Origin of the sequence: Chryseobacterium sp. CBo1 (genome assembly GCF_001693475.1) — a bacterium.
Lineage (GTDB): Bacteria > Bacteroidota > Bacteroidia > Flavobacteriales > Weeksellaceae > Chryseobacterium > Chryseobacterium formosense.
In genome coordinates this window covers 1-23,200 of the sequence record NZ_MAUH01000036.1, presented here as the reverse complement: position 1 = coordinate 23,200, position 23,200 = coordinate 1, and the positions used below count along the sequence as shown (strand labels likewise).

Annotated in this window: 28 protein-coding genes; 18 read left to right on the top strand and 10 right to left on the bottom strand. The window is 34.9% G+C overall.

Annotation, left to right across the window (positions count from 1 at the left end; all coding sequences use genetic code 11):
* Positions 1-19 precede the first annotated feature (19 nt).
* The gene (locus BA768_RS16095; protein ID WP_065721591.1) at positions 20-547 is read right to left on the bottom strand and encodes a MarR family winged helix-turn-helix transcriptional regulator; all 528 of its coding nucleotides are present in this window, start codon (positions 545-547) and stop codon (positions 20-22) included.
* A 154-nt stretch (positions 548-701) separates the two neighbouring features.
* On the opposite strand from BA768_RS16095, the gene BA768_RS16090 reads away from it, so the two are divergent.
* From BA768_RS16090 to BA768_RS16075, 4 genes are all read left to right on the top strand, one after another.
* Complete coding sequence (locus tag BA768_RS16090; protein WP_065721590.1) at positions 702-1,316, top strand: NAD(P)H-dependent oxidoreductase; 615 nt, start codon at positions 702-704, stop codon at positions 1,314-1,316.
* On the top strand, positions 1,316-1,603 hold the full coding sequence (locus BA768_RS16085; RefSeq protein WP_065721589.1) for a putative quinol monooxygenase: 288 nt from the start codon (positions 1,316-1,318) through the stop codon (positions 1,601-1,603). The genes BA768_RS16090 and BA768_RS16085 overlap by 1 nt, the downstream gene beginning before the upstream one ends.
* 2 nt (positions 1,604-1,605) lie before the next feature.
* The gene (locus tag BA768_RS16080) at positions 1,606-2,355 is read left to right on the top strand and encodes a type 1 glutamine amidotransferase domain-containing protein (protein WP_185114202.1); all 750 of its coding nucleotides are present in this window, start codon (positions 1,606-1,608) and stop codon (positions 2,353-2,355) included.
* A gap of 107 nt (positions 2,356-2,462) precedes the next feature.
* Positions 2,463-2,927, top strand: a complete 465-nt coding sequence (locus BA768_RS16075; RefSeq protein ID WP_228388449.1) for a PPC domain-containing DNA-binding protein — start codon at positions 2,463-2,465, stop codon at positions 2,925-2,927.
* A gap of 61 nt (positions 2,928-2,988) precedes the next feature.
* Here BA768_RS16075 and BA768_RS16070 read toward each other — a convergent pair whose 3' ends face one another.
* The 4 genes from BA768_RS16070 to BA768_RS16060 form a co-directional block, all read right to left on the bottom strand.
* Positions 2,989-3,432 (bottom strand): carboxymuconolactone decarboxylase family protein, encoded by a 444-nt coding sequence (locus BA768_RS16070; RefSeq protein ID WP_034673379.1) that lies wholly within the window; start codon positions 3,430-3,432, stop codon positions 2,989-2,991.
* A 5-nt stretch (positions 3,433-3,437) separates the two neighbouring features.
* Positions 3,438-3,797 carry a DoxX family protein gene (locus BA768_RS16065; protein WP_317039973.1) on the bottom strand — a complete coding sequence of 120 codons (360 nt, stop codon included), beginning with the start codon at positions 3,795-3,797 and terminating at the stop codon, positions 3,438-3,440.
* The gene (locus BA768_RS21680; protein ID WP_317039972.1) at positions 3,736-3,870 is read right to left on the bottom strand and encodes a hypothetical protein; all 135 of its coding nucleotides are present in this window, start codon (positions 3,868-3,870) and stop codon (positions 3,736-3,738) included. The genes BA768_RS16065 and BA768_RS21680 overlap by 62 nt, the downstream gene beginning before the upstream one ends.
* Positions 3,871-3,933: 63 nt before the next feature.
* On the bottom strand, positions 3,934-4,506 hold the full coding sequence (locus BA768_RS16060) for a Crp/Fnr family transcriptional regulator (RefSeq protein ID WP_065721587.1): 573 nt from the start codon (positions 4,504-4,506) through the stop codon (positions 3,934-3,936).
* Between the two features lie 65 nt (positions 4,507-4,571).
* Between BA768_RS16060 and BA768_RS16055 the strand changes: the two genes are divergently transcribed.
* A complete protein-coding gene (locus tag BA768_RS16055; protein ID WP_065721586.1) occupies positions 4,572-4,946 on the top strand; it encodes a DUF1304 domain-containing protein in 375 nt (124 codons plus the stop codon).
* On the opposite strand, the gene BA768_RS16050 is transcribed toward BA768_RS16055, so the two are convergent.
* Positions 4,943-5,761, bottom strand: a complete 819-nt coding sequence (locus tag BA768_RS16050; protein WP_065721585.1) for an anti-sigma factor domain-containing protein — start codon at positions 5,759-5,761, stop codon at positions 4,943-4,945. The two genes, BA768_RS16055 and BA768_RS16050, sit on opposite strands and share 4 nt — an antisense overlap.
* Before the next feature lies 1 nt (position 5,762).
* A complete protein-coding gene (locus BA768_RS16045) occupies positions 5,763-6,272 on the bottom strand; it encodes an RNA polymerase sigma factor (RefSeq protein WP_185114201.1) in 510 nt (169 codons plus the stop codon).
* A 293-nt stretch (positions 6,273-6,565) separates the two neighbouring features.
* On the opposite strand from BA768_RS16045, the gene BA768_RS16040 reads away from it, so the two are divergent.
* The 3 genes from BA768_RS16040 (at position 6,566) to BA768_RS16030 (ending at position 8,783) form a co-directional block, all read left to right on the top strand.
* Complete coding sequence (locus BA768_RS16040; RefSeq protein WP_065721583.1) at positions 6,566-7,135, top strand: fasciclin domain-containing protein; 570 nt, start codon at positions 6,566-6,568, stop codon at positions 7,133-7,135.
* Positions 7,136-7,214: 79 nt separating this feature from the next.
* A complete protein-coding gene (locus BA768_RS16035; protein WP_065721582.1) occupies positions 7,215-7,925 on the top strand; it encodes a ferritin-like domain-containing protein in 711 nt (236 codons plus the stop codon).
* Between the two features lie 48 nt (positions 7,926-7,973).
* Positions 7,974-8,783 (top strand): ferritin-like domain-containing protein, encoded by an 810-nt coding sequence (locus tag BA768_RS16030; RefSeq protein WP_065721581.1) that lies wholly within the window; start codon positions 7,974-7,976, stop codon positions 8,781-8,783.
* 2 nt (positions 8,784-8,785) lie between these two features.
* Here the strand turns inward: BA768_RS16030 and BA768_RS16025 are convergent, their stop codons facing one another.
* Positions 8,786-9,292 carry a thioredoxin family protein gene (locus tag BA768_RS16025; RefSeq protein WP_065721580.1) on the bottom strand — a complete coding sequence of 169 codons (507 nt, stop codon included), beginning with the start codon at positions 9,290-9,292 and terminating at the stop codon, positions 8,786-8,788.
* Positions 9,293-9,442: 150 nt separating this feature from the next.
* Entirely contained in the window at positions 9,443-11,515 is a 2,073-nt protein-coding gene (locus BA768_RS16020; protein WP_083206712.1) for a TonB-dependent receptor plug domain-containing protein, read from the bottom strand.
* Between the two features lie 335 nt (positions 11,516-11,850).
* On the opposite strand from BA768_RS16020, the gene BA768_RS16015 reads away from it, so the two are divergent.
* The 7 genes from BA768_RS16015 to BA768_RS15985 all read left to right on the top strand — a co-directional run bounded on the left by BA768_RS16015 (position 11,851) and on the right by BA768_RS15985 (position 19,708).
* Positions 11,851-13,038, top strand: a complete 1,188-nt coding sequence (locus tag BA768_RS16015; protein WP_065721579.1) for a homogentisate 1,2-dioxygenase — start codon at positions 11,851-11,853, stop codon at positions 13,036-13,038.
* Positions 13,039-13,413: 375 nt separating this feature from the next.
* On the top strand, positions 13,414-14,688 hold the full coding sequence (locus BA768_RS16010) for an acetyl-CoA hydrolase/transferase family protein (protein WP_065721578.1): 1,275 nt from the start codon (positions 13,414-13,416) through the stop codon (positions 14,686-14,688).
* Between the two features lie 296 nt (positions 14,689-14,984).
* Positions 14,985-16,115: a 4-hydroxyphenylpyruvate dioxygenase gene (hppD, locus tag BA768_RS16005; protein ID WP_065721577.1), complete on the top strand. Its 1,131-nt coding sequence runs from the start codon at positions 14,985-14,987 to the stop codon at positions 16,113-16,115.
* 265 nt (positions 16,116-16,380) lie between these two features.
* Entirely contained in the window at positions 16,381-16,848 is a 468-nt protein-coding gene (locus BA768_RS16000; RefSeq protein WP_065721576.1) for a hypothetical protein, read from the top strand.
* 115 nt (positions 16,849-16,963) lie between these two features.
* Complete coding sequence (gene fahA / locus BA768_RS15995) at positions 16,964-18,211, top strand: fumarylacetoacetase (protein ID WP_065721575.1); 1,248 nt, start codon at positions 16,964-16,966, stop codon at positions 18,209-18,211.
* Positions 18,212-18,320: 109 nt separating this feature from the next.
* Positions 18,321-18,728, top strand: a complete 408-nt coding sequence (locus BA768_RS15990) for a GxxExxY protein (RefSeq protein ID WP_065721574.1) — start codon at positions 18,321-18,323, stop codon at positions 18,726-18,728.
* Between the two features lie 158 nt (positions 18,729-18,886).
* A complete protein-coding gene (locus BA768_RS15985) occupies positions 18,887-19,708 on the top strand; it encodes a flavin reductase family protein (protein WP_065721573.1) in 822 nt (273 codons plus the stop codon).
* A gap of 156 nt (positions 19,709-19,864) precedes the next feature.
* Here BA768_RS15985 and BA768_RS15980 read toward each other — a convergent pair whose 3' ends face one another.
* Entirely contained in the window at positions 19,865-20,713 is an 849-nt protein-coding gene (locus BA768_RS15980) for an alpha/beta hydrolase family protein (RefSeq protein ID WP_065721572.1), read from the bottom strand.
* Positions 20,714-20,914: 201 nt separating this feature from the next.
* Between BA768_RS15980 and BA768_RS15975 the strand changes: the two genes are divergently transcribed.
* The 3 genes from BA768_RS15975 to BA768_RS15965 all read left to right on the top strand — a co-directional run bounded on the left by BA768_RS15975 (position 20,915) and on the right by BA768_RS15965 (position 23,159).
* Entirely contained in the window at positions 20,915-21,688 is a 774-nt protein-coding gene (locus BA768_RS15975) for a HipA family kinase (protein WP_034673334.1), read from the top strand.
* Positions 21,675-22,058 carry a DUF3037 domain-containing protein gene (locus BA768_RS15970; protein WP_065721571.1) on the top strand — a complete coding sequence of 128 codons (384 nt, stop codon included), beginning with the start codon at positions 21,675-21,677 and terminating at the stop codon, positions 22,056-22,058. The genes BA768_RS15975 and BA768_RS15970 overlap by 14 nt, the downstream gene beginning before the upstream one ends.
* Positions 22,059-22,136: 78 nt before the next feature.
* A complete protein-coding gene (locus tag BA768_RS15965) occupies positions 22,137-23,159 on the top strand; it encodes an alpha/beta hydrolase (RefSeq protein ID WP_065721570.1) in 1,023 nt (340 codons plus the stop codon).
* The last annotated feature ends 41 nt before the right edge of the window (positions 23,160-23,200 follow it).

Here is a 23,200-nt window from a genome sequence, read left to right as displayed (position 1 = left end):
TGGATTCAAAACAAGAATACTAAGTAAAATAATGACACTCACATTTATCCAATTCATAAATGTTTTTGTTTATAAAAGAAAAATGAATAATATTAAAATAGCTATTGTGTGATAATGCACTACGGGTTGGTGATAGTAAATTTTTAATGCTTCGCATGGAATTCACCAACATCTCTTTTTCTCCAATATGTAAAGGATGAACAATTTCTTCAATCTGCCTGTCCGATTTGGATTGTAAAATTTTCAGCAAACGATCCCCGTCTTCTGTCAGCTCAATGTAAAAGGCTCTTTTATCTTCATCATATTGAACTTTTCTTATAATATTATCTTTTAAAAACAATTTTAAAACCCTACTAACATATCCTTTGTCAAGATTTAAAAATTCGCTTAGTTGTTGAGAATTGACAGTTGGATGCTCACCAATTTCGTATAAAAGCCTTACTTCTGCCAGTGAATAGGGACTGTCTAAAAAATTGTTTTTTAACATTCCGATATGAGAAGTATAGAATCTATTAAAACTTCTGATTTGTTGAATGGTATCTTTCATGTAACAAATGTAAGAATTTAGTTGACTTTATCAACTAAATTAAATATTTTTAAATACTATTATTTTTATGATACTTAACTATAATTCACATTATTTTTATTATACATAACCTCGTTATAACTTTGCATCATAAAATTTAAATATTCATAAAACAATGAAAAAAGTATTAATCATCAACGGTGGACAAAACTTCGGACATTCCGGAGGAAAATATAATCAGACTATTGCAGACAACACTTTGGAGGTATTCAAAGGATTTGAAAATGTAGAAATAAAAATCACAAATGTAGATGAAGGCTACGATAAAGATGAGGAAGTTAAGAAATTCGTTTGGGCAGATTACATCATTTACCACACGCCAATCTGGTGGTTTCAGTTACCCAACGGTTTAAAAAAATACATCGACGAAGTTTTCACCGCAGGTCACGCAAAAGGAATTTATCTAAGCGACGGAAGAACAGCAGATAATCCAAAGATCAACTACGGAACCGGAGGAATGCTTGGCGGAAGAAAATATATGGTTACCACAAGCTGGAACGCTCCTGAAACGGCTTTTACACTTCCCGGAGAATTCTTCAATGAAACAAGTGTAGATAATGGACCATTATTTGGTTTCCACAGAATGAATGCCTTTGTTTCTCTAGAAAAAATGGAAAGTTTTCACTTCCATGATGTAGAAAAAAATGCTGATGTAGAACGCGATATGAAAATTTACAAAGAGCATCTTAAGAATGTATTTCAACAAGAATTAAAACCACAATTAGCCTAATGAAAATTTATCTTACAGCCGTTATAAAAGCCAAAGAAGAACATAGAGCCGAGGTTTTGGAAGTTCTTCAAAATATGGTAAAAGAAACCCAAAAAGAAGAAGCCAGCGAATTATATACGCTTCATCAGGGAATTGAGGATAAAAATCAATTTGTTTTCTACGAAATCTGGAAAAGTAAAGAAGGTTTAGCACAACACAATCAGCAACCTTACATTCAAGCATTTGGAGCTTTGGTTGATGAAAAATTGCAGGAAAAACCACAGATTTATTTAACTGAAATTATTTAATCATGAAAAAATTAGCATTTTTATTGCTTACCATCTTTACGATAGGATTCGTACAGTCACAAACCAAAAAATCAAAAAATATGAAAAAGAAAATTTTATTTGTCGTTACCAGCCATGACAAAAAAGGTGATACAGGTGAAGAAACCGGATATTATCTTGGTGAAGTTTCGCATCCTTGGGAGGTTCTTCACAAAGCCGGCTACGAAATCGATTTTATAAGCCCGAAAGGCGGAAATCCGCCCGTTGACGGATTTGATTTGAAAGATTCCGTAAACAAAGAATTTTGGGAAAGTAAAGACAAAAGTAAAATCGACAATTCTTTGAAACCTTCTCAAGTCAATCCGAATGATTATTCTACCATATTTTATGCAGGAGGTCATGGAGCCATGTGGGATTTTGCTGACAACACAGAATTATCAACAATTGCTTCAAAAATTTACGAAAACGGAGGAATTGTAGCCGCTGTTTGTCACGGACCGGCCGGTTTGGTGAATATTAAACTGAAAGACGGTAAATATTTGGTTGACGGTAAAAAGATCAATGCTTTTACCAATGAAGAAGAAGCTGAAGTAAAATTAACGAACGTAGTGCCTTTTCTTTTGGAAGATAAGTTGAAAGAAAGAGGTGCAAAATTTGAGAAATCAGGGCTTTGGCAAAATCATATTGTGAACGATCAGAGAGTAATTACCGGACAAAATCCTCAGTCAGCGAAAAGTGTAGGTGAAGAGATTTTAAGAGCATTAAATAAATAATATTTTGCTGATCTATTACTGATTTGGTGTAAAAATTTCATTATAAAATTTTAAATTAATTCATTATGAATATTTTGAGAATGATTCTTTTATTTACAATTTTAGCTATGAATACAATTTCAGCACAACAAAAAGAAAATTGCCGTTATATCAAAACGCCGACAGGTTATCTGATGGTACTTCGACAAGGCGACGACGTAATTTCAAGCATTGAAAATCTTGCGAAAACAGAAAATATTCCCTCTGCGAGCTTTACAGGAATAGGTTTTGCATCGGAAGTTAGTTTTGGATTTTATGATTTTAATGATAAAAAATTTAATCCGAAAACCTTCAAGAAAGTAGAAATGGGAAGTCTCACCGGATCGATTGCCTGGAATGAAAAAGGACCTTCCATTCATGTTCATGGAGTGGCTACGGATGATAAATTCAATGCCTATGGCGGACATATTTTATCACTTCATGTCGGAACGGGTTCAATGGAAATTTATATCAATATCAACGATAAAAAACTGGAAAGAAAGGTTGAACAACCACTCAATGCAAATGTTTTACAGCTGAAGTGCCCACAATAATTAAAAACGCTTTCCTAAATCGGAAAGCGTTTTATTCTAAATAACATTTACGGATAATCAATTATTTTGCAATCGGCAAATGAGTAGAAATTGCAATTCTGTTCCACATATTGATCGAAACTGCTGCCATGATAATATCGGCAATCTGGCTTTCGTTAAAAATTTCTTTCGCTTTTTGGTACGTTTCTTCAGTCAGTCCTTTTTGGCTGATTAATGTAATTTCTTCAGCCATCATTAAAATAATCTGCTCTTCATTGGTAAAAAGCTCTTTCGCATCTCTCCATGCATTTAGCAAAAAGATTCTTTGAGGAGTTTCGCCATATTTTAAGGCATCTTTTGTATGCATATCGAGACAAAATGCACAGCCATTGATCTGTGAAGCTCTGATTTTTATTAATTCTTTCTGAATTGGGCTTAAAAAAGAATTTTGAAGGGCTACTTCCATCCCAATTCCAGCTTTGTAGGCAGCAACATGTGTTGTTGACATATCGAATCTTGCGCTCATAATACTTAATTTTTTTTAGTTAATGTATCTATTGAATAATTATAATGTTGTTGTGATGCTAAAAGAAATGCCGCTGCACTTCCAATCCATACCGAATAATCTAAAGGAGCTTTTACCCCTAAAGCGATCGTCATCGATAAGGCAAAAGTCAGCAATAAAAATCCTGTTCCGTAAGCTGCTATTTTGGTTTTGAAACCTAAAATCAGCATCAAAGGAAAAAGAATCTCAAAAAAAGTTGCAGTATAGGCTGAAAAAATCCCTAAGCTTTCAGGAAGAAAAAAAGTAAGATGTTTCGTATACTTCTCAAAGTTTTCCCAGTTTCCCCCATGCAGAATTTTTGCCCCAAAATCCGAACCTGTCTGCAACAGCAGAAAGCATCGTCACTGAAAGAGCTAGTCTTAGAAATAACTGTGAATACTGAACTTTTTGTGTTGCCATGATGTTTGCTTTTAATTACATGACAAAGTTCAGCATATAGAATCTTAAAAATCTTAAACTGGTTTAAGAACGTAATTTTGCCCGTATTTCACTTAAATATTCCGGAGTGAAACCTAAAAAGGAAGCAATCAAATATTGCGGAATTCTCTGAATAAACCAAGGATATAATGTACTGAAGTTGACATAAAGTTCTTCTCTGGTCATTTCATAAAGATAGCGAATTCGCCTTTCAGAAGCTGCATAAGCTCTCTGATAAATCATTCTGAAATAACGCTCCATCACCGGATGTTTTTTCAGTAATTCTTCCTGGGTCTGAAGATTTATTTCTAAGATGATCGATTTTTCAACCGCCTGAATACAAAAATCGGTCTTGATCTGCCTTTCATAAGCAAAAGTATCGGTCATCCACCAGTTTTCTATCGCAAATTCAGTAGTTTGTTCTACTCCCTTTTCATTAACGAAAAATTTTCTCAGACAACCTTTTACCACAAAAAACATTGATCTGCAAACTTCCTGGCTTAATATCAAATCCTGCTTTTTTTTAACCTCCCTAACCTCAAAAAAAGATAACACTGAAGTAAATTCTTTGTCACTGATCGTTATAAATTTGTCTAAATGTGCCTTAAAAGTTTCCATTTTTGAAATTGAGTATTCAAACTTAACTTTATTTTTTTAGTTTTACAATGACAAAACTAGAAATCATGGAAATCGTTGCCAAAATTTTAATCGCCATTGTAGCTATTGAACATCTTTATATTCTCTGGATGGAAATGTTTGCATGGGAAACGAAAGGAAAAGAAGTTTTCAAAGCAGCTTTACCTGCCGAAATGTTTAAACCTACAAAAGGTTTAGCCGCAAATCAGGGACTTTACAATGGCTTCCTGGCAGCAGGACTGCTCTGGTCTTTTCTAATTGAAGACCCGAAATGGCAAACTAATATTGCTTTATTTTTCTTGGGATGTGTTGCCGTAGCAGGAATTTACGGAGCAATTTCCGCAACAAAGAAAATCTTTTTTGTGCAGGCTTTACCGGCAATTCTGGCGATTATAGCGGTATTATTAAATGCTTATTTCTAAAGTACGTTTCCTAAAACATACATATTCTCCATTGTCGGAACAGCACTTCCACCTTCGTTTTCAAGAGTTATTGCGAAAGCCTGAGCGCTACTGATACTTGCCAAAGATGTGTTGGTATCTTTTTCTTTCGTGTAAAGACCTGCACTTACAGGTTTGCCATCGGCAATTGCCCACAGCTGATACTGTTTTCCTGCAGGAGCCTGAGGAAGATTTTGTGCATTTAAATAAACTTTATGATGAGTTTTATCCCAAAAAACAACCGCTTTTGCATCGGGATGAGCTTCAGTTCCGGACATTACAATTTTCTGAATATCAGGATTTGCAGTGAGTGCAAGTTTCTCATTTATTATTCTAAGTTTTTCGTCAGTCGAAGTTTTTTCCTTTCTTAAAGAAGATAGCTGATCTTCGGCTTTGCTTTTTTCGCTAAGCCAGAATACGTTGCCGGCAATGCTTAAAATCAATAAAATTGATGCTGCTACAGACAATTGATTCCAGACTTTTTTAGGTGGAACCTTTTCAATTTGAATATCGCCTGAAAGTGGCATATTTTTGGTTGCATCAGAATCATCAACCTCAGCAGTTTTGATAGAATTACTATTAATGGTATCCCAAATTTTATCCTTCAGATAAGTAGGAACTTCAACGGACTGAGCAGTTGTAAAATCTTCAAGAATCTTTTGAGCTTCTTCATAAGCAGCTCTCACCTCGGCATTATGAGACATCACGCATTCTAAAATGCCTGCTTCCTCTTTGCTTGCTGTACCTAAAATATAAGCTTCGAGTATACCTGATGATATGTATTCCTGAGTATTCACTTTACCTGTAATCTTTTAACAAATCCTTTAATTTCATGAGTGCATTCCGCATCTTTGTTTTAACCGTCCCCAAAGGCATTTGCAGTGTTTCGGAGATTTCCGACTGACTGAAACCTTTGTAATAAGCAAGATCTATAAGCTGCTTCTTATCTTCATCTAATGTATCTAAAATTTTATTAAAACCAATAAAATCCTGATTATCCGACACTGAGAGTGCAGTATCGTTATATACGAAATCAGGCAACGATTGGTTTTTTAAACTGTTTTGAAAATTTTTAGATTTTAGATAATCCAAAGCAGAATTTCTGGCAATATTGATCATCCAAGTATATAGTCTTCCTTTGCTGCTATCATACTGTTCAATAGAATTCCATATTTTCAAGAAAGTATCCTGAATAACTTCTTCAGATGCTTCTTTAGAATTGGTAATTCTGAAAATAACACCATATAAAGCAGAGGCATAGTTCTCATATAAATAATGAAAACCATTCTCATTATGCTGTTTTACCAACAGGATAATTTCCTCTTCAGAATATTTTGTTTTAATAAGTTGAATATTTTATCCCAAATATATAAAAATAAACACTTCTTATTGCAAATCATTTAAATTTTATTTGAATCTGTTAAAATATTAATCAAAATTTTACTAAAAAAACATAATCAAGAAGAACGTAATGAAATTTATATAACTGATAACCAATGTAATACGAATTATTTTCAAACTTTATAAAACTGATTTCCATTCATTGTTCGTAAGTGATTATAGATTTCAAAATATAAACATTAAATAAAAAATCAGAAAAAATGAACATCACATCAAAATTTGCAGCAATAGGAATGATCGCATTATCATTTGCCTTAAGCGGAAATGCAGCTGCACAGTCTATGAAAGAAAAAACAGTAATGGTAGGCGGAGCAGCAATGTATCCTTCCAAAAATATTGTTGAAAATGCTATGAATTCTAAAGATCATACCACTCTGGTTGCAGCAGTGAAAGCAGCAGGATTGGTAGAAACTTTGCAAGGAAATGGTCCGTTCACTGTTTTTGCACCTACCAATGCCGCTTTTGCCAAACTGCCAAAATCAGCGGTAGATAATCTTCTAAAGCCTGAAAACAAATCAATGCTTCAAAGTGTACTTACTTATCATGTTTTACCCGGAAAATATTCAGCAAAACAAGTTTGGGCAGCAGTAAAAGCCGGAAACGGAAAAGCGACCATGAAAACTGTTCAGGGAGAATCTTTAACATTTTGGACCAAAGGAAAAGACCTTTATGTAAGTGACATGAAAGATAATAAAGCAAAAGTGACGATTGCCGACGTGAATCAGTCCAACGGAGTGATCCACGTTATTGATACCGTTCTAATGCCCTAGGATTTATGATTCTGTGCAAGAATAATCAAGAAAATTTCTTGCACAGTTTATTTTACAAAACTCTAAAATATTATATGTTATGAAAAAATCAATTACTGTTTCCGGAACCACATCCATAGATACCGGAAGAAGAAATTTTTTAAAGCTGGGGGGAATCGGCGTAATGATTGCCGGTTTAGCACTTGTAGGTTGTGACGACGATAATTTCGATTATAATCCGGGCAACAATATCTTTGATTTGGGAGCGGGAGATGTAGGAGTTTTAAACTACGCTTACGCTTTAGAACAATTAGAAGCAGACTTCTATACAAAAGTTGTGAATAATTTTTATACAGGAGCCTCTACCGCAGAAAAAGAAATCCTTACCGATTTGTATCATCATGAAGTAATCCATCGAGATTTTTTCAAAGCTGCGCTTAGCGGTGCGACAACTCAGGTTTTACCTACTTTGGAATTTCAGTATCCTAATGTAAATTTCAACGACAGAACATCTGTACTAGCAACCGCTAAAGCTCTTGAAGATACTGGTGTTGCAGCATACAATGGTGCCGGAAAATACATTACGAACCCAACTTATCTTGTTATTGCAGGAAAAATTGTTTCGGTAGAAGCAAGACATGCAAGTGCGATCCGAGATTTAATCAATCCGGGAACAGCAGCATTTTCAGGAGATGATGTTATTGATCCCACCACAGGATTAGATGTTGCCAAAGAACCGAAAGATATCGTTGCCGTAGCCGGAGGTTTTATCAAAACACCTTTCACCTGGAAAGAAAGAGGAATCGGATAATAAAACATTTAGACTTCTCAAATTTTATTAACCACAAAATCTAAACTTATGAATATTCTAAAAATATTAGATAAATTATCTGATGACACCCTTTTCAGCAAAACATTTTCAAGAACCGAAAATTTAAATCATATCTCATCAATTGGTAAAAAAGCAGCCATCGCCGCAATACCTTTAGGAATGGGCTCGATGCTTGCCGCCGAAACAAAGAACGAAAATTCTGCAGATAGCACTTATTTCAAAAAAGATGCTCTTACCGATGCTTTACAACTGGCTTTGGTTTTAGAATATCTTGAAGATGAATATTACAAAATTGGTCTTAATACTTTATCATTGATTCCTACTGCAGACCGAACTGTTTTCATGCAGATTTCAAAACACGAAAATGCACACGTTAATTTCCTCAAGACGACCCTTACCTCATTGGGAGTAACTCCGGGAGCAAAACCTACATTCGACTTCACAGCAGGTGGAAGTTTTACGCCCTTTACCAATTACAGCCAGTTTCTGACTTTAGCACAGGCTTTTGAAGACACCGGAGTAAGAGCTTATAAAGGACAGGCAGGAAATGTAATGAGCAATAAAACTGTTTTGCAGGCAGCATTGCAGATACACTCCGTTGAAGCAAGACATGCATCAATGGTAAGAAGAATGAGAGCTAATAAAGGCTGGATTGAACTTGCCAACGGAGGAAATATGCCTCCTGCAACAAACCCCGTTTATGCTGGAGAAGATCTAACGGTACAGGCGGGATTTAATACTGCAACAGCATTCGGAAATGCAGCCGGATCTGCATCATTTGACGAAATTCTTACCGGAACAGACGCACAGGCAATAGCCTCTCTTTTCATAGTATAATATTATTTATTGGTAGGTAAATATGCAGTTTTCAGTTTAATTCTGATGGCTGCATATTTTTTTAAGTCAGCTTTTAATTGATCTGTATTATATTTCCCTTCATGATATTCAAGCAAATTCTGATTTTCATCCAAAACAATCCACAACGGATAAACAGGCTGTTTTTTATTTTTAGATAAAGCCAGAACCAACTCATGAATTCCGGAATTTCCATTCGGTAAATACCCAAATTCTTTTCCCTGAAAATGGATTTTTTCTTTTGTTTTTTCTGCCTCAAAGTTGATGAAGTAAAAATTATTATTAATGAACTGGGTGAGTTCTTTGTCTTTATTCAGTTCAAAAAATTCAATCTTACAAACCGAACACCAATCGGTATAAATATGAATAATAACCGGCTTTGGATTTTCCTTCTGCCGAATTTCCAAATCCGAAAAAGTGCCAGTCTTTATCTGCGAAAGACAAAAACACGGCACAAACATTAAAAATAAAAATATTGTTAAAGTTTTCATTCTGTATATTTTTTTCAACCGCAAAAGAGGTAAAAGATTTTTGAAACCTTTTTTAGATAATTAAAAGCAAACAAAGCTTGAAACTTAAGTTTGTAAACTTTTGCAATCTTTATTTTCAATCATTTCTTTTGCTTCTTTTGCGGTAAAACATTATTTCAAAGTATACTTTACACCCAAAAACCCTCTGATTTTCTGCATCGGCGCATATCCGTATGTTGTATCAAAAGTATAATGATTCGGATTACTGATCGGATCATCTGCATTTTTATCAAACGGATCAAACGGCCGCATCAACGGATTATCCGGAGTGAAATTGAATAAATTTTTAATTCCGCCATAGACTTCAAATCCGGATTTAAAACTTTTAGAAACCTGAATATTCGCAAGATTATAAAACGGAGAATATTCGGGTCTGTAGTCATTCGGCAAAACTGGCAGTCGCATCGGTCCGTAAAACTGTCCCGTAAAATCGATCGTTAAATTACCCGGAAATTTATACGTCAGATTGTAAGTGCCACTCCACTTTGGAGCATGAAGCTGTTGCGATTTTTCATTTTCTCCGTCAAATTTCTGGTAAACATCCAAATAAGTTACTCCGAGATTTACGCTTAAAGGAAAATTAAAAGTATAATCCAAATTCAAAGAAGCACCTCTCGAAATACCGTAACCATTAAGGTTATCATAAATAATTTTCTCCGGATCAGTATCAAAATCACCGACAATTTTATTACTGAAATAGGTATAAAATGCAGAAGCGTCAAGGTTAATTAACTTTTCGCCAACAGGAATTTTCCAAACATAATTTAAATTTCCATTAATTGATTTTTCAGGTTTTAAATTGGATTGAATCACCACATCACGGGAACCCGTCAACGCTGCATGATCTTCTGTAAACAAATTTACCACACGGAAACCCGTTCCGAAATTAAACCTCAATGTATGATAAGGATTCGGAGAAAATTTCCATGCAAAACGTGGGGAGTGCACTGCATGATGGATTTTATCATAATCAAATCTGTAACCGAGCAACAAAGTATTTTTCTCGTTGATTTCCCATTGATCCTGAATAAACGCTCCTAAAATCGGTGACTTCATCGGCTCATTCATTACTCCGTCTGAAGACAGAGTTCCGGGTGTATTGTCGTCATAAAAAGTTCGTTTGAAGGTTGCTCCTACAATTAAATCATGATCTCCCAACTTTTTATCCCAATACGTCTGTGCAAAAGCGACTTTCTGCGTTGCTGTAAAAGGATTTGTTCCGTAAAAAGAATTCTGGTCATGAAAATTATAAGAAAACTGCGTCACAATGTTTTCCTCCATAGGCCATTGATAGACACCAAAAGCCTCTACTCTATTGGTATAAATACTTTCACCATAAATTTCACCACTTCCACGATACGATTTGTTCCACTGCATTTCTCCGCCGAAACGGTCTTCATACAAATACCTCAACGCAAAGCTTGCCTGTCGGTTTTCTTTTCGCTGGAAATTCCATTTATTAAAAACTGAAATTCTGTTCTGCAATGCTCCATCTGTGAAATTATCGTTGTTTTCGTCGAATCTTTTTGTAAAATTGAAATAATTGATACTTAATAGAGAAGCGACATTTTTACCTAAGTTAAATTTCGTCGACAAATCAACATTATTTTCCGCCCAGCTTGTCGTCATTAGGTCAACACTTAATTTTGGAGCTGTCAACGCATTTTTTGTAATAATATTAATCACTCCACCCATCGCTTCAGAGCCGTAAAGTGATGATGCAGGACCTTTCACTACTTCAATTCGGTCAATTAAACTATTGGGAATTCCGCTTAATCCGTAAACTGTGGAAAGTGAACTGACAATCGGCATTCCGTCAATTAAAATCATCGTATAAGGGCCTTCCAAACCATTGATGTGAATATCTCCCGTGTTGCAAACAGAACAGTTCAGTTGAGGTTTCACTCCGTTCACCATCGCAATAGCTTCAAAAATATTCGGAGTTGGATTTTTCTGAAAAAATTTCTGGCTGTAAATTTCAACCGCAACCGGACTTTTTGATTTGCTAATGGGTTTTATCGTTCCGGTAATCACCACATCATCAATAACCCGGGTTTTAATTTCTTTTTTCTTTTCAGTGGTAGCTGAATCAATCTTTTGAATTTGATTAAAATCTAAAGTATCTGTTTTCTGAGCAAAACAGAATGATGATAAAAAGAGAGCAGAAAATAATATTCGTTGCATGAAATTGAAATTGTTAGACAAAACTAACAATTATTTTTAGAAACACAAAACTAATTTTATTTATTGTAATAATTTAACCACAAAAGTCACTAAAGATTTTACTCTGTATTAATAAGTTAATCATTTTAAAAAGATAAGTTCAAAAAAGACAGTGTAAAACTTCAAACCTTTTTTGAACTTAAATGGAGTTTATATTAAAATTCATTTTAGCATTAAACTTTTGTGACTTTTGACTTCGTCCAATCTTCGATTTGTGGTTAAAAAAGCATCAAAAAAATGTTTTCACCCAATTCATTTAAAAATATTAAATTTGAGAATCCACATATAAAAGTAAAATGAGATATCATCAGTCGGGAAATATCCCACAAAAAAGGCATACGATTTTCAAATCTCCGGAAGATAAATTCTACTACGAACAGCTTTTCGGAACGGAAGGATTTCATGGAATTTCTTCATTATTATACCATATTCACCGTCCGACCCAAATCAAATCGATTGGCGAACCCAAAGATGTAACACCGAAAATTGCGGTTGAAAAAAACGTGACACCGAGAATGTTTAAGGGAATGAATGTAACGCCTGAAGACGATTTTATGGACAGCCGAAAGTTCTTGATGGTAAATAATGACCTGAAAATGGGATTATCGAAGCCAAGAAAATCGATGGATTATTTCTACAAAAATGCCGAGTGCGACGAACTTTTATACACTCACAGCGGAAGCGGAATTTTAAAAACTTTTGTAGGAAACCTTGAATTTTCTGTTGGTGATTATTTAATTATCCCGAGAGGAACAATTTATCAGGTGGAATTACATTCTGATGACACCGTTTTCTTTGTGGTAGAAAGCCATTCTCCGATTTACACACCCAAAAGATACAGAAACGAATTTGGGCAGCTGCTGGAACATTCTCCATTCTGCGAAAGAGATATTATCGCGCCCACTTTTGTTGAACCAAAAGACGAAAAAGGAGAATTTTTAATTAAAGTAAAAAAAGAAAATCAGATCACGGATTTCATCTACGCAACGCATCCTTTCGATGTTGTGGGTTGGGACGGATATTTTTATCCTTATAAATTCAATATCAAAAATTTCGAACCGATTACGGGAAGAATTCACCAACCTCCGCCGGTTCACCAGACTTTTGAGGCACACAATTTTGTGGTTTGTTCGTTCTGTGCGAGAATGTACGACTATCATCCGATGGCAATTCCTGCACCATACAATCACTCGAATATCGATTCTGATGAGGTGTTATTCTACACAGAAGGTGACTTTATGAGCCGAAACCATATTGATTTAATGGATTTTACACTTCATCCGGGAGGAATTGTTCACGGACCTCACCCTGGAGCAATGGAAAGAAGTATCGGCAAAAAATTCACTGAGGAATATGCCGTAATGGTTGACCCATTTCGTCCTTTAAAACTTACAGAAGAAGCTTTAAAAGTTGAAGATCCGTCGTATAAAACTTCTTGGCTGGAAAGTGAAGACCATAGTTTGGAGGATAGGTCGCAGGAATAATGTAACTTTTGGCAATTAGCTTCTGGCTTTTAGCTTTAATTTTTTTTATAAAAGATAAAAAGGACTGAATATGAAATATTTAGTCTTTTTTGTTGGTCAATCGCTAAGGCGCAAAGTTTTTTTATCTTCATATTGCTTTTAAGGCGCAAGAAAATCATAGATTTTCAGGAAAGTGTTTTTTCCAGTATTAAATTTTATCGCAGATAAAATCCTTGCGTCTTAAACACCTTTTATTTAATATACTTTGCGTCTTTGCGATTAACCAACAAAAACACAATTTTCAATAAAAACATGACAAATATCTTCGGGTAATTGGATTTAATAAAAACAATATAAACTATCTTTAAGACAGAGAAAATTTTAAAAACTTTCAATATGTACAATTATATAAGTGCAGAAGAAGCTGTATATACTGTAAAAAGCGGTAACCGTGTGTTTTTTCATGGATGTGCATGTACCCCGAATTATTTAATTGATGAATTGGCAAGACAATCTCACCGATTGGATCATGTGGAAATGGTTTCCATTACCCAACAGGGAAATGTGGAAATTGCCAAACCCGAATACAAGGATAAATTTTTCGTGAATTCCTTATTCGTTTCTTCTCCGGTAAGAGATGCTGTGAATTCAGACAGAGGAGATTTTGTTCCTGTTTTTTTAAGTGAAATTCCGATTCTTTTCAGAAAAAATATTTTACCGCTTGATGTTGCATTTATCACGGTTTCTCCACCCGACAAACATGGTTTTTGTACATTGGGAACTTCCGTAGACGTAGCAAGAGCCGCAGTGGACACCGCTCAAACTATCGTTGCCATTGTTAATCCTTTGATGCCGAGAACGCATGGCGACGGAATGATTCACATCAGCAGAATTCATAAACTGGTTTGGCATGAAGAAGAACTTCCGACTGTTGATTACGGCGCAAAAGTCGGTCCTGAAGAAATGCTCGTCGGAAAAAATGTTGCAGAATTGATTGATGATAAATCGACCCTTCAAATGGGAATCGGTACTATTCCTGATGCCGTTTTAAAATGTTTAGGAAATCACAAAGATTTGGGAGTACATACCGAAATGTTGAGCGACGGGGTGATTGATTTAATTCAAAACGATGTCATTAATAATAAATATAAAGGCTACAACGACAATAAAACGATTACAAGTTTCTGTTTCGGAACGAGAAAACTGTATGATTACGTTGACGATAACACGGTATTTTCTTTTGATGATGTAAGCACGGTAAATTTCCCGATCAACATTATGAGAAATCATAAAATGGTTGCCATTAATTCTGCTATTGAAATTGATCTGACGGGGCAAGTTTGTGCCGACTCCATTGGAACCACACAATACAGTGGAATCGGCGGGCAAATGGATTTCATGAGAGGAGCCGCACTAAGTGATGACGGAAAACCCATCATTGCCATTACTTCAAGAACAAAAAGAGGAGTTTCCAGAATTGTTCCTTTTCTAAAACAGGGAGCAGGAGTTGTAACAACAAGAGGTCATATTCATTGGGTGGTTACGGAATACGGAAGTGTGTATTTATACGGGAAAAATCTTCGTCAGAGAGCTCAGGAATTGATCAGTATTGCTCATCCTGATGACCGAGAGATGTTGGAGAGAGCGGCTTATGAGAGATTTAAGCATTAAGCATACATTAATTTTTAACACATTAGTCACATTAGTTTTTTTTAAATTCTCATGTATAGAAAGAACACAGAAGATAAAAAATCAAAGATTTTTATGAGGAATTATTGAAAATCTTTGATTTTCTCTTATGTGATCTAAAATATTTTCAAACTAAGAGGAAAATCTTATGTGACTTATGTGTTTATTAGCTCTTTGCTTTTTATTAAAACTTTAACTAACAACTGTTTGTTTTCGATTTTAAAGGTTTCGCAGAATTTTGTAATTTGCAACCTAAATAAAAGTAAAAAATAGAAAATATGTCAACATTAACATTTGCCGAAAAAATTGCTCAGGCAGAGAACTTTTTGCCGATCAACGGTACAGATTACATCGAGTTTTATGTGGGTAATGCGAAGCAGGCAGCTCATTTTTATAAAACAGCGTTCGGTTTTCAGTCGGTTGCGTATGCAGGACCTGAAACAGGAGTGAGAGATCGTGCATCTTATGTTCTTCAGCAGGGAAAAATCAGATTGATCTTAACAACAGGTCTAAAGTCTGATTCTCCAATCAATGAGCATGTAAAAAAACACGGTGATGGTGTTAAAATTTTGGCACTTTGGGTAGACGATGCTTACGCAGCTTTTGAAGAAACAACTAAAAGAGGCGGAAAACCATATTTGGAGCCTACAACATTGACAGACGAGCATGGTGAAGTAAGAATGTCCGGAATTTACACCTACGGAGAGACTGTTCACATGTTTATTGAAAGAAAAAACTATACAGGTCCTTTCATGCCTGGTTACGAAAAATGGGAAAGCGCTTATCAGCCTGAAGATGCAGGTTTATTGTATGTTGACCACTGCGTAGGAAATGTGGATTGGGACAGAATGCTTCCAACAGTTGAATGGTACGAAAAAGTAATGGGATTTGTGAACATTCTTTCTTTCGACGATAAACAAATCAACACAGAATATTCTGCTTTGATGTCTAAAGTAATGTCAAACGGAAACGGTTTTGCAAAATTCCCGATCAACGAGCCTGCAGAAGGTAAAAAGAAATCACAGGTTGAAGAATATCTTGATTTCTACGAAGGTGAAGGCGTTCAGCACATCGCAGTTGCAACGAAAGATATCATTCACACTGTAACTGAACTAAAGAAAAGAGGAGTTGAATTCCTTTCTGCTCCACCGGAAGCGTATTATGATATGGTTCCAGAAAGAGTGGGTCACATCGACGAAGATCTTAAAAAACTTCAGGATTTAGGTATTCTTATCGATCATGACGAAGAAGGATATTTATTACAAATCTTTACAAAACCGGTTGAAGACCGTCCTACTCTATTCTTCGAAATCATTGAAAGACACGGAGCTCAGAGTTTCGGAGCAGGTAATTTCAAAGCACTTTTTGAAGCTTTAGAAAGAGAGCAGGAAAAAAGAGGAAATCTTTAATTTTAAATTAAATAAAAGAAAGAATATAAACAGTAAAATTTCAAATCATTAAGAAAAATTAGTGAGTTAAATTTTTAAGAAAATATTTGAAGATATTTGTTAAGTAAAGTGCTTAATTTTAGATTTATCTAAATCTTAAAAAAATTAAAAACTAAAGAATCTTAATGGTTCAAATTAATTTCAATGTTTTATATTCAATATCGTTAAATTATAAGTTTTTGTCAGGACAAAAAATCCTGACAAAACTTTTTATAAACACAGGAATATGATCAAAATTTTCAGCGGACTACTGCTTATCGGTGCAAGTTTTTTTGCAAACGCACAATATGGAAGCTTGAATGCCATTCTTACTAAATTGGAAGAAAGAAAAGGCATCAATCAGAATTTAAACAATGTCAACATTGACGACAAAAAATTTGTTCTGGTAAAAGATTCTCCGGATCACACCGAGAGAGATTTTATTGTCATTAAGGGCAATAAAGTAACCTATGTAGAAATTTTCGACGATAAAGCTTCAGGAGAAAGTACATCCAACGTATTTTCCGGAGATATTGTGAGAAGCAAAAAAAATATAATCTCTTTGAGAGCCGATATGCTTGAAAACAAAAAAGTACCAATCCCTGTAACCAAAACTTTTTTGCTGACAAGACTTGATGATATTTTGTACCTTATTGATGTTAACAGCAGAGATCGATGGATCGATGAAGCGTCTTTTTCCAAAGCTAAAAAATAGTTGCTTTAGCTAAAAAATCAATTTTAACACAAACTGCACAATTTTTTTTCACAGATAAACACTAATGTCTAGTGAATTTTTGAAAAAATTCGTACCACTAAAATAATTTAAACTTATGAAATCATTTGTAGAATACTCGTCAAATTCAGATTTTTCAATTCATAATATTCCGTTTGGAGTAGCCGTTTTCAATAAAGAATTTATCGGATGCTGTACAAGAATCGGAGATCAGGTTGTTGATCTTGCAACGTTGTATGATCTTGGTTATTTTGAAGAAATCGAAGGTCTTGATGATAATGTTTTCGAAGCATATACGATCAATGAATTTATCGAACTGGGAAAACCAGTTACAAATGCCGTTCGTTTGAAAATACAGGAACTATTGCTTGAAGGTTCAATTTTATCGAAAGATGAAAAAACAATCGAAGATGCATTCTATGATCTGGATCAGGTGAAAATGATGATGCCTGTTCACATCCCGAATTACACGGATTTTTACAGCAGTATCGAACACGCTACCAATGTTGGAAAAATGTTTAGAGATCCTGCAAATGCACTTCTTCCAAACTGGAAACATTTACCTGTAGGTTACCACGGAAGAGCATCATCTATCGTAGTTTCCGGAACGGAAATCAACCGTCCTAAAGGTCAGATGAAACCTGCAGATGCAGACAAACCTGTTTTCGGACCATGTAAACAATTGGACTTCGAACTGGAAATGGCTTTCATCATCAATAAAAACACCGAAATGGGCGAAAGCATCTCAACAAAAGATGCCGAAGACGCCATTTTCGGGATGGTGGTTTTCAACGATTGGTCAGCAAGAGATATACAGTCTTGGGAATATGTTCCGCTTGGACCATTTTTGGCTAAAAATTTCGGTTCATCAATTTCACCTTGGGTTGTAACTCTTGAAGCTTTAGAACCATTCAGAACAGCCTCTCCGACACAAGATCCTGAAGTTTTAGATTATCTAAAATTTGAAGGGGATAAAAATTATGATATCAATTTGGAAGTTTATATCCAGCCTGAAAACGGAGAACAAAACCTTATTTCAGAAAGCAATTACAAATTCATGTACTGGAACATGACCCAGCAATTGGCACATCACACCGTAAACGGTTGTAACGTAGAAGTTGGCGATCTATATGCAAGCGGAACCATTTCAGGAAGCGATCCAAAATCTTTCGGTTCGATGCTTGAATTAACCTGGAGAGGGCAAAACCCTTTACAATTAAGCAACGGACAGGAGAGAAAATTCATCGACGATAACGACACGGTGACCATGAAAGCCTGGGCTGAAAAAGATGGAGTGAGGGTTGGTTTCGGTGAAGTTGCTGGTAAAATTATTCCTGCCATATAAAAATTTAACCACAAAAGTCACAAAAGTTTTTTTGAACTTTAAAGACCGATCATAACTCTTTAAAGTTCAAAAAAGTTTACCTCATAAATAACTGAAATCAAATACACAAATGATAACGCAGTCATACTTAACAGATTTAACCTATAAAATTAATGGGGCTTGTATTGAGGTTCATAAAATTTTGGGAGCAGGTCTACTTGAAAGTGTTTATCATAAGTGCCTAGAAGAGGAATTTAGATTAAGAAATATCAATTTTAAATCCGAGTTCAAAGTACCTATCATTTATAAAGGAAAAGAAATTAATTGTGATTTCTTTTGTGACTTTTTGGTTGAAGATTTAATTGTAATTGAATTAAAAGAAGTTTCCGAACTCAACGAAATTCATCGTGCCCAAATTTTGAATTATATTAATTTAATGAAGAAACCTAAAGGAATATTAGTAAATTTTAATGTGAAAAATCTCTATCATCAAGGACACGAAACTTTTGTGAATAAATATTACGATATGCTTTTTTGAACTTTAAAGAATTAAGAGAATTAACTGATAAAAGCTTTTGTTACTTTTGTAGTTTAAAAAACATTAAAAAAATAAACTGCACGAACCTTTTTTGAACTTAAAAAAATAAAATTTACAACTCATAAACTTTTATGACTTTTGTGGTTAAATAAAAATAAATGAAAACAGTAATCCCATCCGAAATAACTCCCGTACAACTGCAAACAATCATGCAGACTGCCGTTTCACCACGTCCGATTGCATTGGCTTCAACGGTTGATAAAGACGGAAACAGCAATCTATCGCCGTTCAGTTTTTTCAATATGTTCAGTACGGTTCCGCCGATTTTGATTTTTTCACCATCGAGAAGAGTTCGAGATAATACGACAAAACATACCTTAGAAAATGTTCTGGAAACTTCTGAAGTCGTTATTGGAACGGTAAACTTTCCCATCGTACAGCAAATTTCTTTAGCCTCCACTGAATACGGAGACGGTGTGAATGAATTCATCAAGTCCGGGTTAACTATGAAAGGTGCGGATTTGGTTCAACCTAAATTGATTGCTGAATGCCCTGTAAATTTCGAATGTAAGGTTTTAGAGGTAAAATCTTTAGGTGATCAGGGAGGTGCTGGAAATTTAGTGATTTGTGAAGTGCAGAAAATTCATATTCGTGAAGAATATCTGAATGAAGAAGGAAATTTAGACCAGATAAAACTGGATATGGTTGCACGGTTAGGCGTGAATTGGTATTCCAGAAGTAATGAAAACAGTCTTTTTGAAGTTCCAAAACCTTTGGTAACAAAGGGAATCGGATTTGATTTACTTCCAGATTCTATAAAACTCAGCAAAGTTTTTACAGGCAATGATTTGGGAATGTTGGCAAATGTCGAGGTTTTACCTTCCGAAAATTGTCATGATGACGAAAATATTCATTTGGAAGCTCAGAAATTATTATTGGAGAGTAAAATTGACGAGGCGTGGAAAATATTGGTCAAATAATTTTGGAGACTGTTTCAAATTATATTTTGCACTTATAAATCACCCCGTCAAAAATTCTTACGAATTTTCGCCACCAGTGACTCATTATTTTTATTTATTTTTTGTTTCGGCGAATCTCGTTCCTCGATTTCCAAAGGAGGGGAATTTTCACCGTTTTTATTCATTTACAATTTTATTGTTGATAAATTCAATAGATTTTTCAATGACTTCATTCAAATCTTCGGATAAATTATTTTCTTCCCAAGGTTCTTTTGTACCAAAGGTATGATTTGCATTTTCAATTAAATAAAGTTCAGAATTCGGATTCAAAATGTGCAGATGTTCTGCATTTTTCATACTTACCGATTCATCATTAGTCCCGTGAATGATGAGTACATGAGCTTTTGCCATTTCCATAGATCGTTCTACATCAAAACGATGTTCATCATTTTTAAAATCTTCAAAAAATTGGTAATAATGAGGCATCTGTTGTTTTGTTCGTCTGTTTTCAACATAATAAACCCCTTCTTTTTTCCAGTTTTCAAAAGCATTATTTTTTGGGAAACGATCTAAAGTATCAACACTTGCCAAAGTAATTAATCCGTTAATTCGAATGTCTTCGCAGGTTTTAATAATCGAAATTCCTCCGCCTCTGCTGTGCCCGATTAAAACGATTTTCTGGTCATCAACTTTTCCATTTTTAATAAAATGATCAATCACCACATTGAGATCTGAAAGCTCTTTTGAATAATTATTGTTTCCGAAAGCTTCCAAATCTGCAAACTTTTTGGGATCTTCAATTGTAGTTCCGTTGTGAGAAAAATTAAATTTAACAAAGAAAAATCCGGCTTCAGCAAATTTTTCAGCCATTAATTTCCATGCTCCCCAATCTTTATAGCCTTTGTAACCGTGAACGAAGATTATCAAAGGTAATTTTTCATTGGTTTCAGGATAATAAGCATCTGCTAAAAAGTCTCTGGTTTTTGTGTTTGAAATGATGATATTTTGTCTTTTTGTGATTTGCATATTTTTTTGTTTTTTAAAAATTGATTAAGTATTTTTTGTCATTTCGACGAAGGAGAAATCTATATGTTTACTAGATTCTTCACTACGCTCTCGCTCCGTTCTGAATGACAACCGCATTTTTAAAAATTAATCAAAATTGATTTTAAACTTAAAAATAGTATAAATAGAAATAAACACAAAGGAAAACCTTATTTTTGCTCTATGTTGGATTTAAGAACAGTAACGGTAATGCGCTACATTCTGCCACTTCGGGAAGGAGGTTCTCTTCCTGCTTTGGCAGAAGCGGATGATGATTTTAAATATGTTTTGAAATTCCGTGGCGCCGGTCACGGAGTAAAAATGCTGATTTCGGAATTGTTAGGAGGAAAAATTACAGAAATTTTAGGATTAAAAATTCCTGAACTGGTTTTTGTAAATCTTGATGTTGACTTCGGAAGAACTGAGGCCGATGAAGAAATTCAGGATCTATTGAAAAATTCTGAAGGATTAAACTTAGGTCTTCACTATCTTTCCGGTTCTATTGCTTATGATTCGAGTGTAAAAATCGATCCGCTTTTAGCTTCAAAAATTGTTTGGCTGGATACTTTTATTACCAATATCGACCGTACTTTCAAGAATACCAATCTTCTGATGTGGCATAAAGAATTGTGGGTGATTGACAACGGAGCATCTTTTTATTTCCATCATTCGTGGCAGAATTTTGATGCTGCCGCAAAAACTCCGTTCAAGTATGTAAAAGATCACGTTTTGCTCCCGCAAGCGACAAAACTGGATGAAGCCGATCGGTTTGCGCATGAAGTTTTAAATGATAATATTTTCAGAGACATTGTAAATCTTATTCCGCAGGATTGGCTGCACTGGGATGATGCGGAAGAAAGTCCGGACGAAATCCGTGAAGTTTATTTCAACTTCCTGAAAACACGATTAGAAAATTCTCAAATCTTTGTAAACGAAGCCAGAAATGCAAGAGGATAAAATATACGAATATGCCGTAATACGTTTGGTACCGAAGGTTGAAAGAGAAGAATTTTTCAATATCGGACTCGTTTTGTTTTCAAAAAGGGAAAAATTTATCCGGGTTGAATTTTATTTATGTCCTGATAAATTCAAACTGATGCACAGCAAGCTTGATTATGAAGACGTGGTTCAAAACCTTGAGGCTTTTCAAAAAATTGCAGAAGGAAAAAAAGACGGCGGACCGATTGCGGCATTAGAAGTTCCGGAACGTTTTCGATGGCTTACTGCGGTAAGAAGTTCGGTGGTTCAGACTTCAAGACCTCATCCGGGAAAATCAAAAGATCTTGATAAAACATTTGATAAGCTTTTCAAGGAATTGGTCTTATAAATTCATCAATACTTTTCAGAATATTTTTTTGGTAGACTTTTTGAGTTGCTTTAAAATATCACCTCACAAAAAAATTCTATGGAACAAATTCGCAATACTATAACTTACAGGTTTTTTTTGAACCTGTTTTTTATTTTTCTTTTAAGTTCATCCAATTTATTTTATTCTCAACCACCCAATCTCGAAACTTCAGCTCCGCAAACAATCATTCTTCCTTCAGAAACTGCCTATTCGGAAAACATAACCTATAAAACCGATCATGAGGGAAAACCAATTAAACTGGATATTTATAAACCTAAAAAATCAACAACAGAAAAGCTTCCTGTAGTCATATACGTTCACGGCGGAGCGTGGGCGAAAGGCGACAAAATTGTGAGATCAGGAAGTTATATTGAAAGTTTTATCCTTAAACTGGTTGAAAAAAATTATGCTGTTATCAGCATTGATTACACACTTGTGAGTGAAACCGTACACTTTCCATTACCGATTCAGGATACCAAAGATGCAGTGAGATGGGTAAGAAAAAATGCTGAAAAGTATAATTTTGATACTGATAATATTGGATTTTTCGGTGCTTCTTCGGGAGCTCATTTATCCATGCTTTCCGCATACACAGATGATAATGATTATGTTGGAAGTGCTGAGCTTAAACCCTATTCTGCAAAAGTAAATTATGTTGTCAGCAATTTCGGGCCGACCGATCTGAATAAGCTTTTGCATACACGATTAGGAAAAGTTCCGGTTGCTATTGTGGGATTATTTTTTAAACCGATCGTTGAAATCAGACAAAAACTGGTGTTCGGAATTTCAGGGTATGATATAAAAACAGAAAAACGAAAAGCTGTAGACTATCTTAAAACGGTTTCACCCATAAATGATGTCGAAACGGCAGTCCCCACATTTATTCTCCATGGAAATAAAGATAAAGTTGCTCCTGTAAAACATTCTAAAAAACTCGTGAGAAAACTAAAAAAACAGAACATAGAAGCACAGTTAGTGACAGTTGAAGACGGCGCCCATGGTTTCGGAACTACTGATAAAGCCTACATGGATCAACTGAATGATAAAATGGTAAACTTTATTGTTTCTCATACAAAATAATTGTAAAATTTTTTCAGTGGTGTTTGTATCCGGCGCGGGCT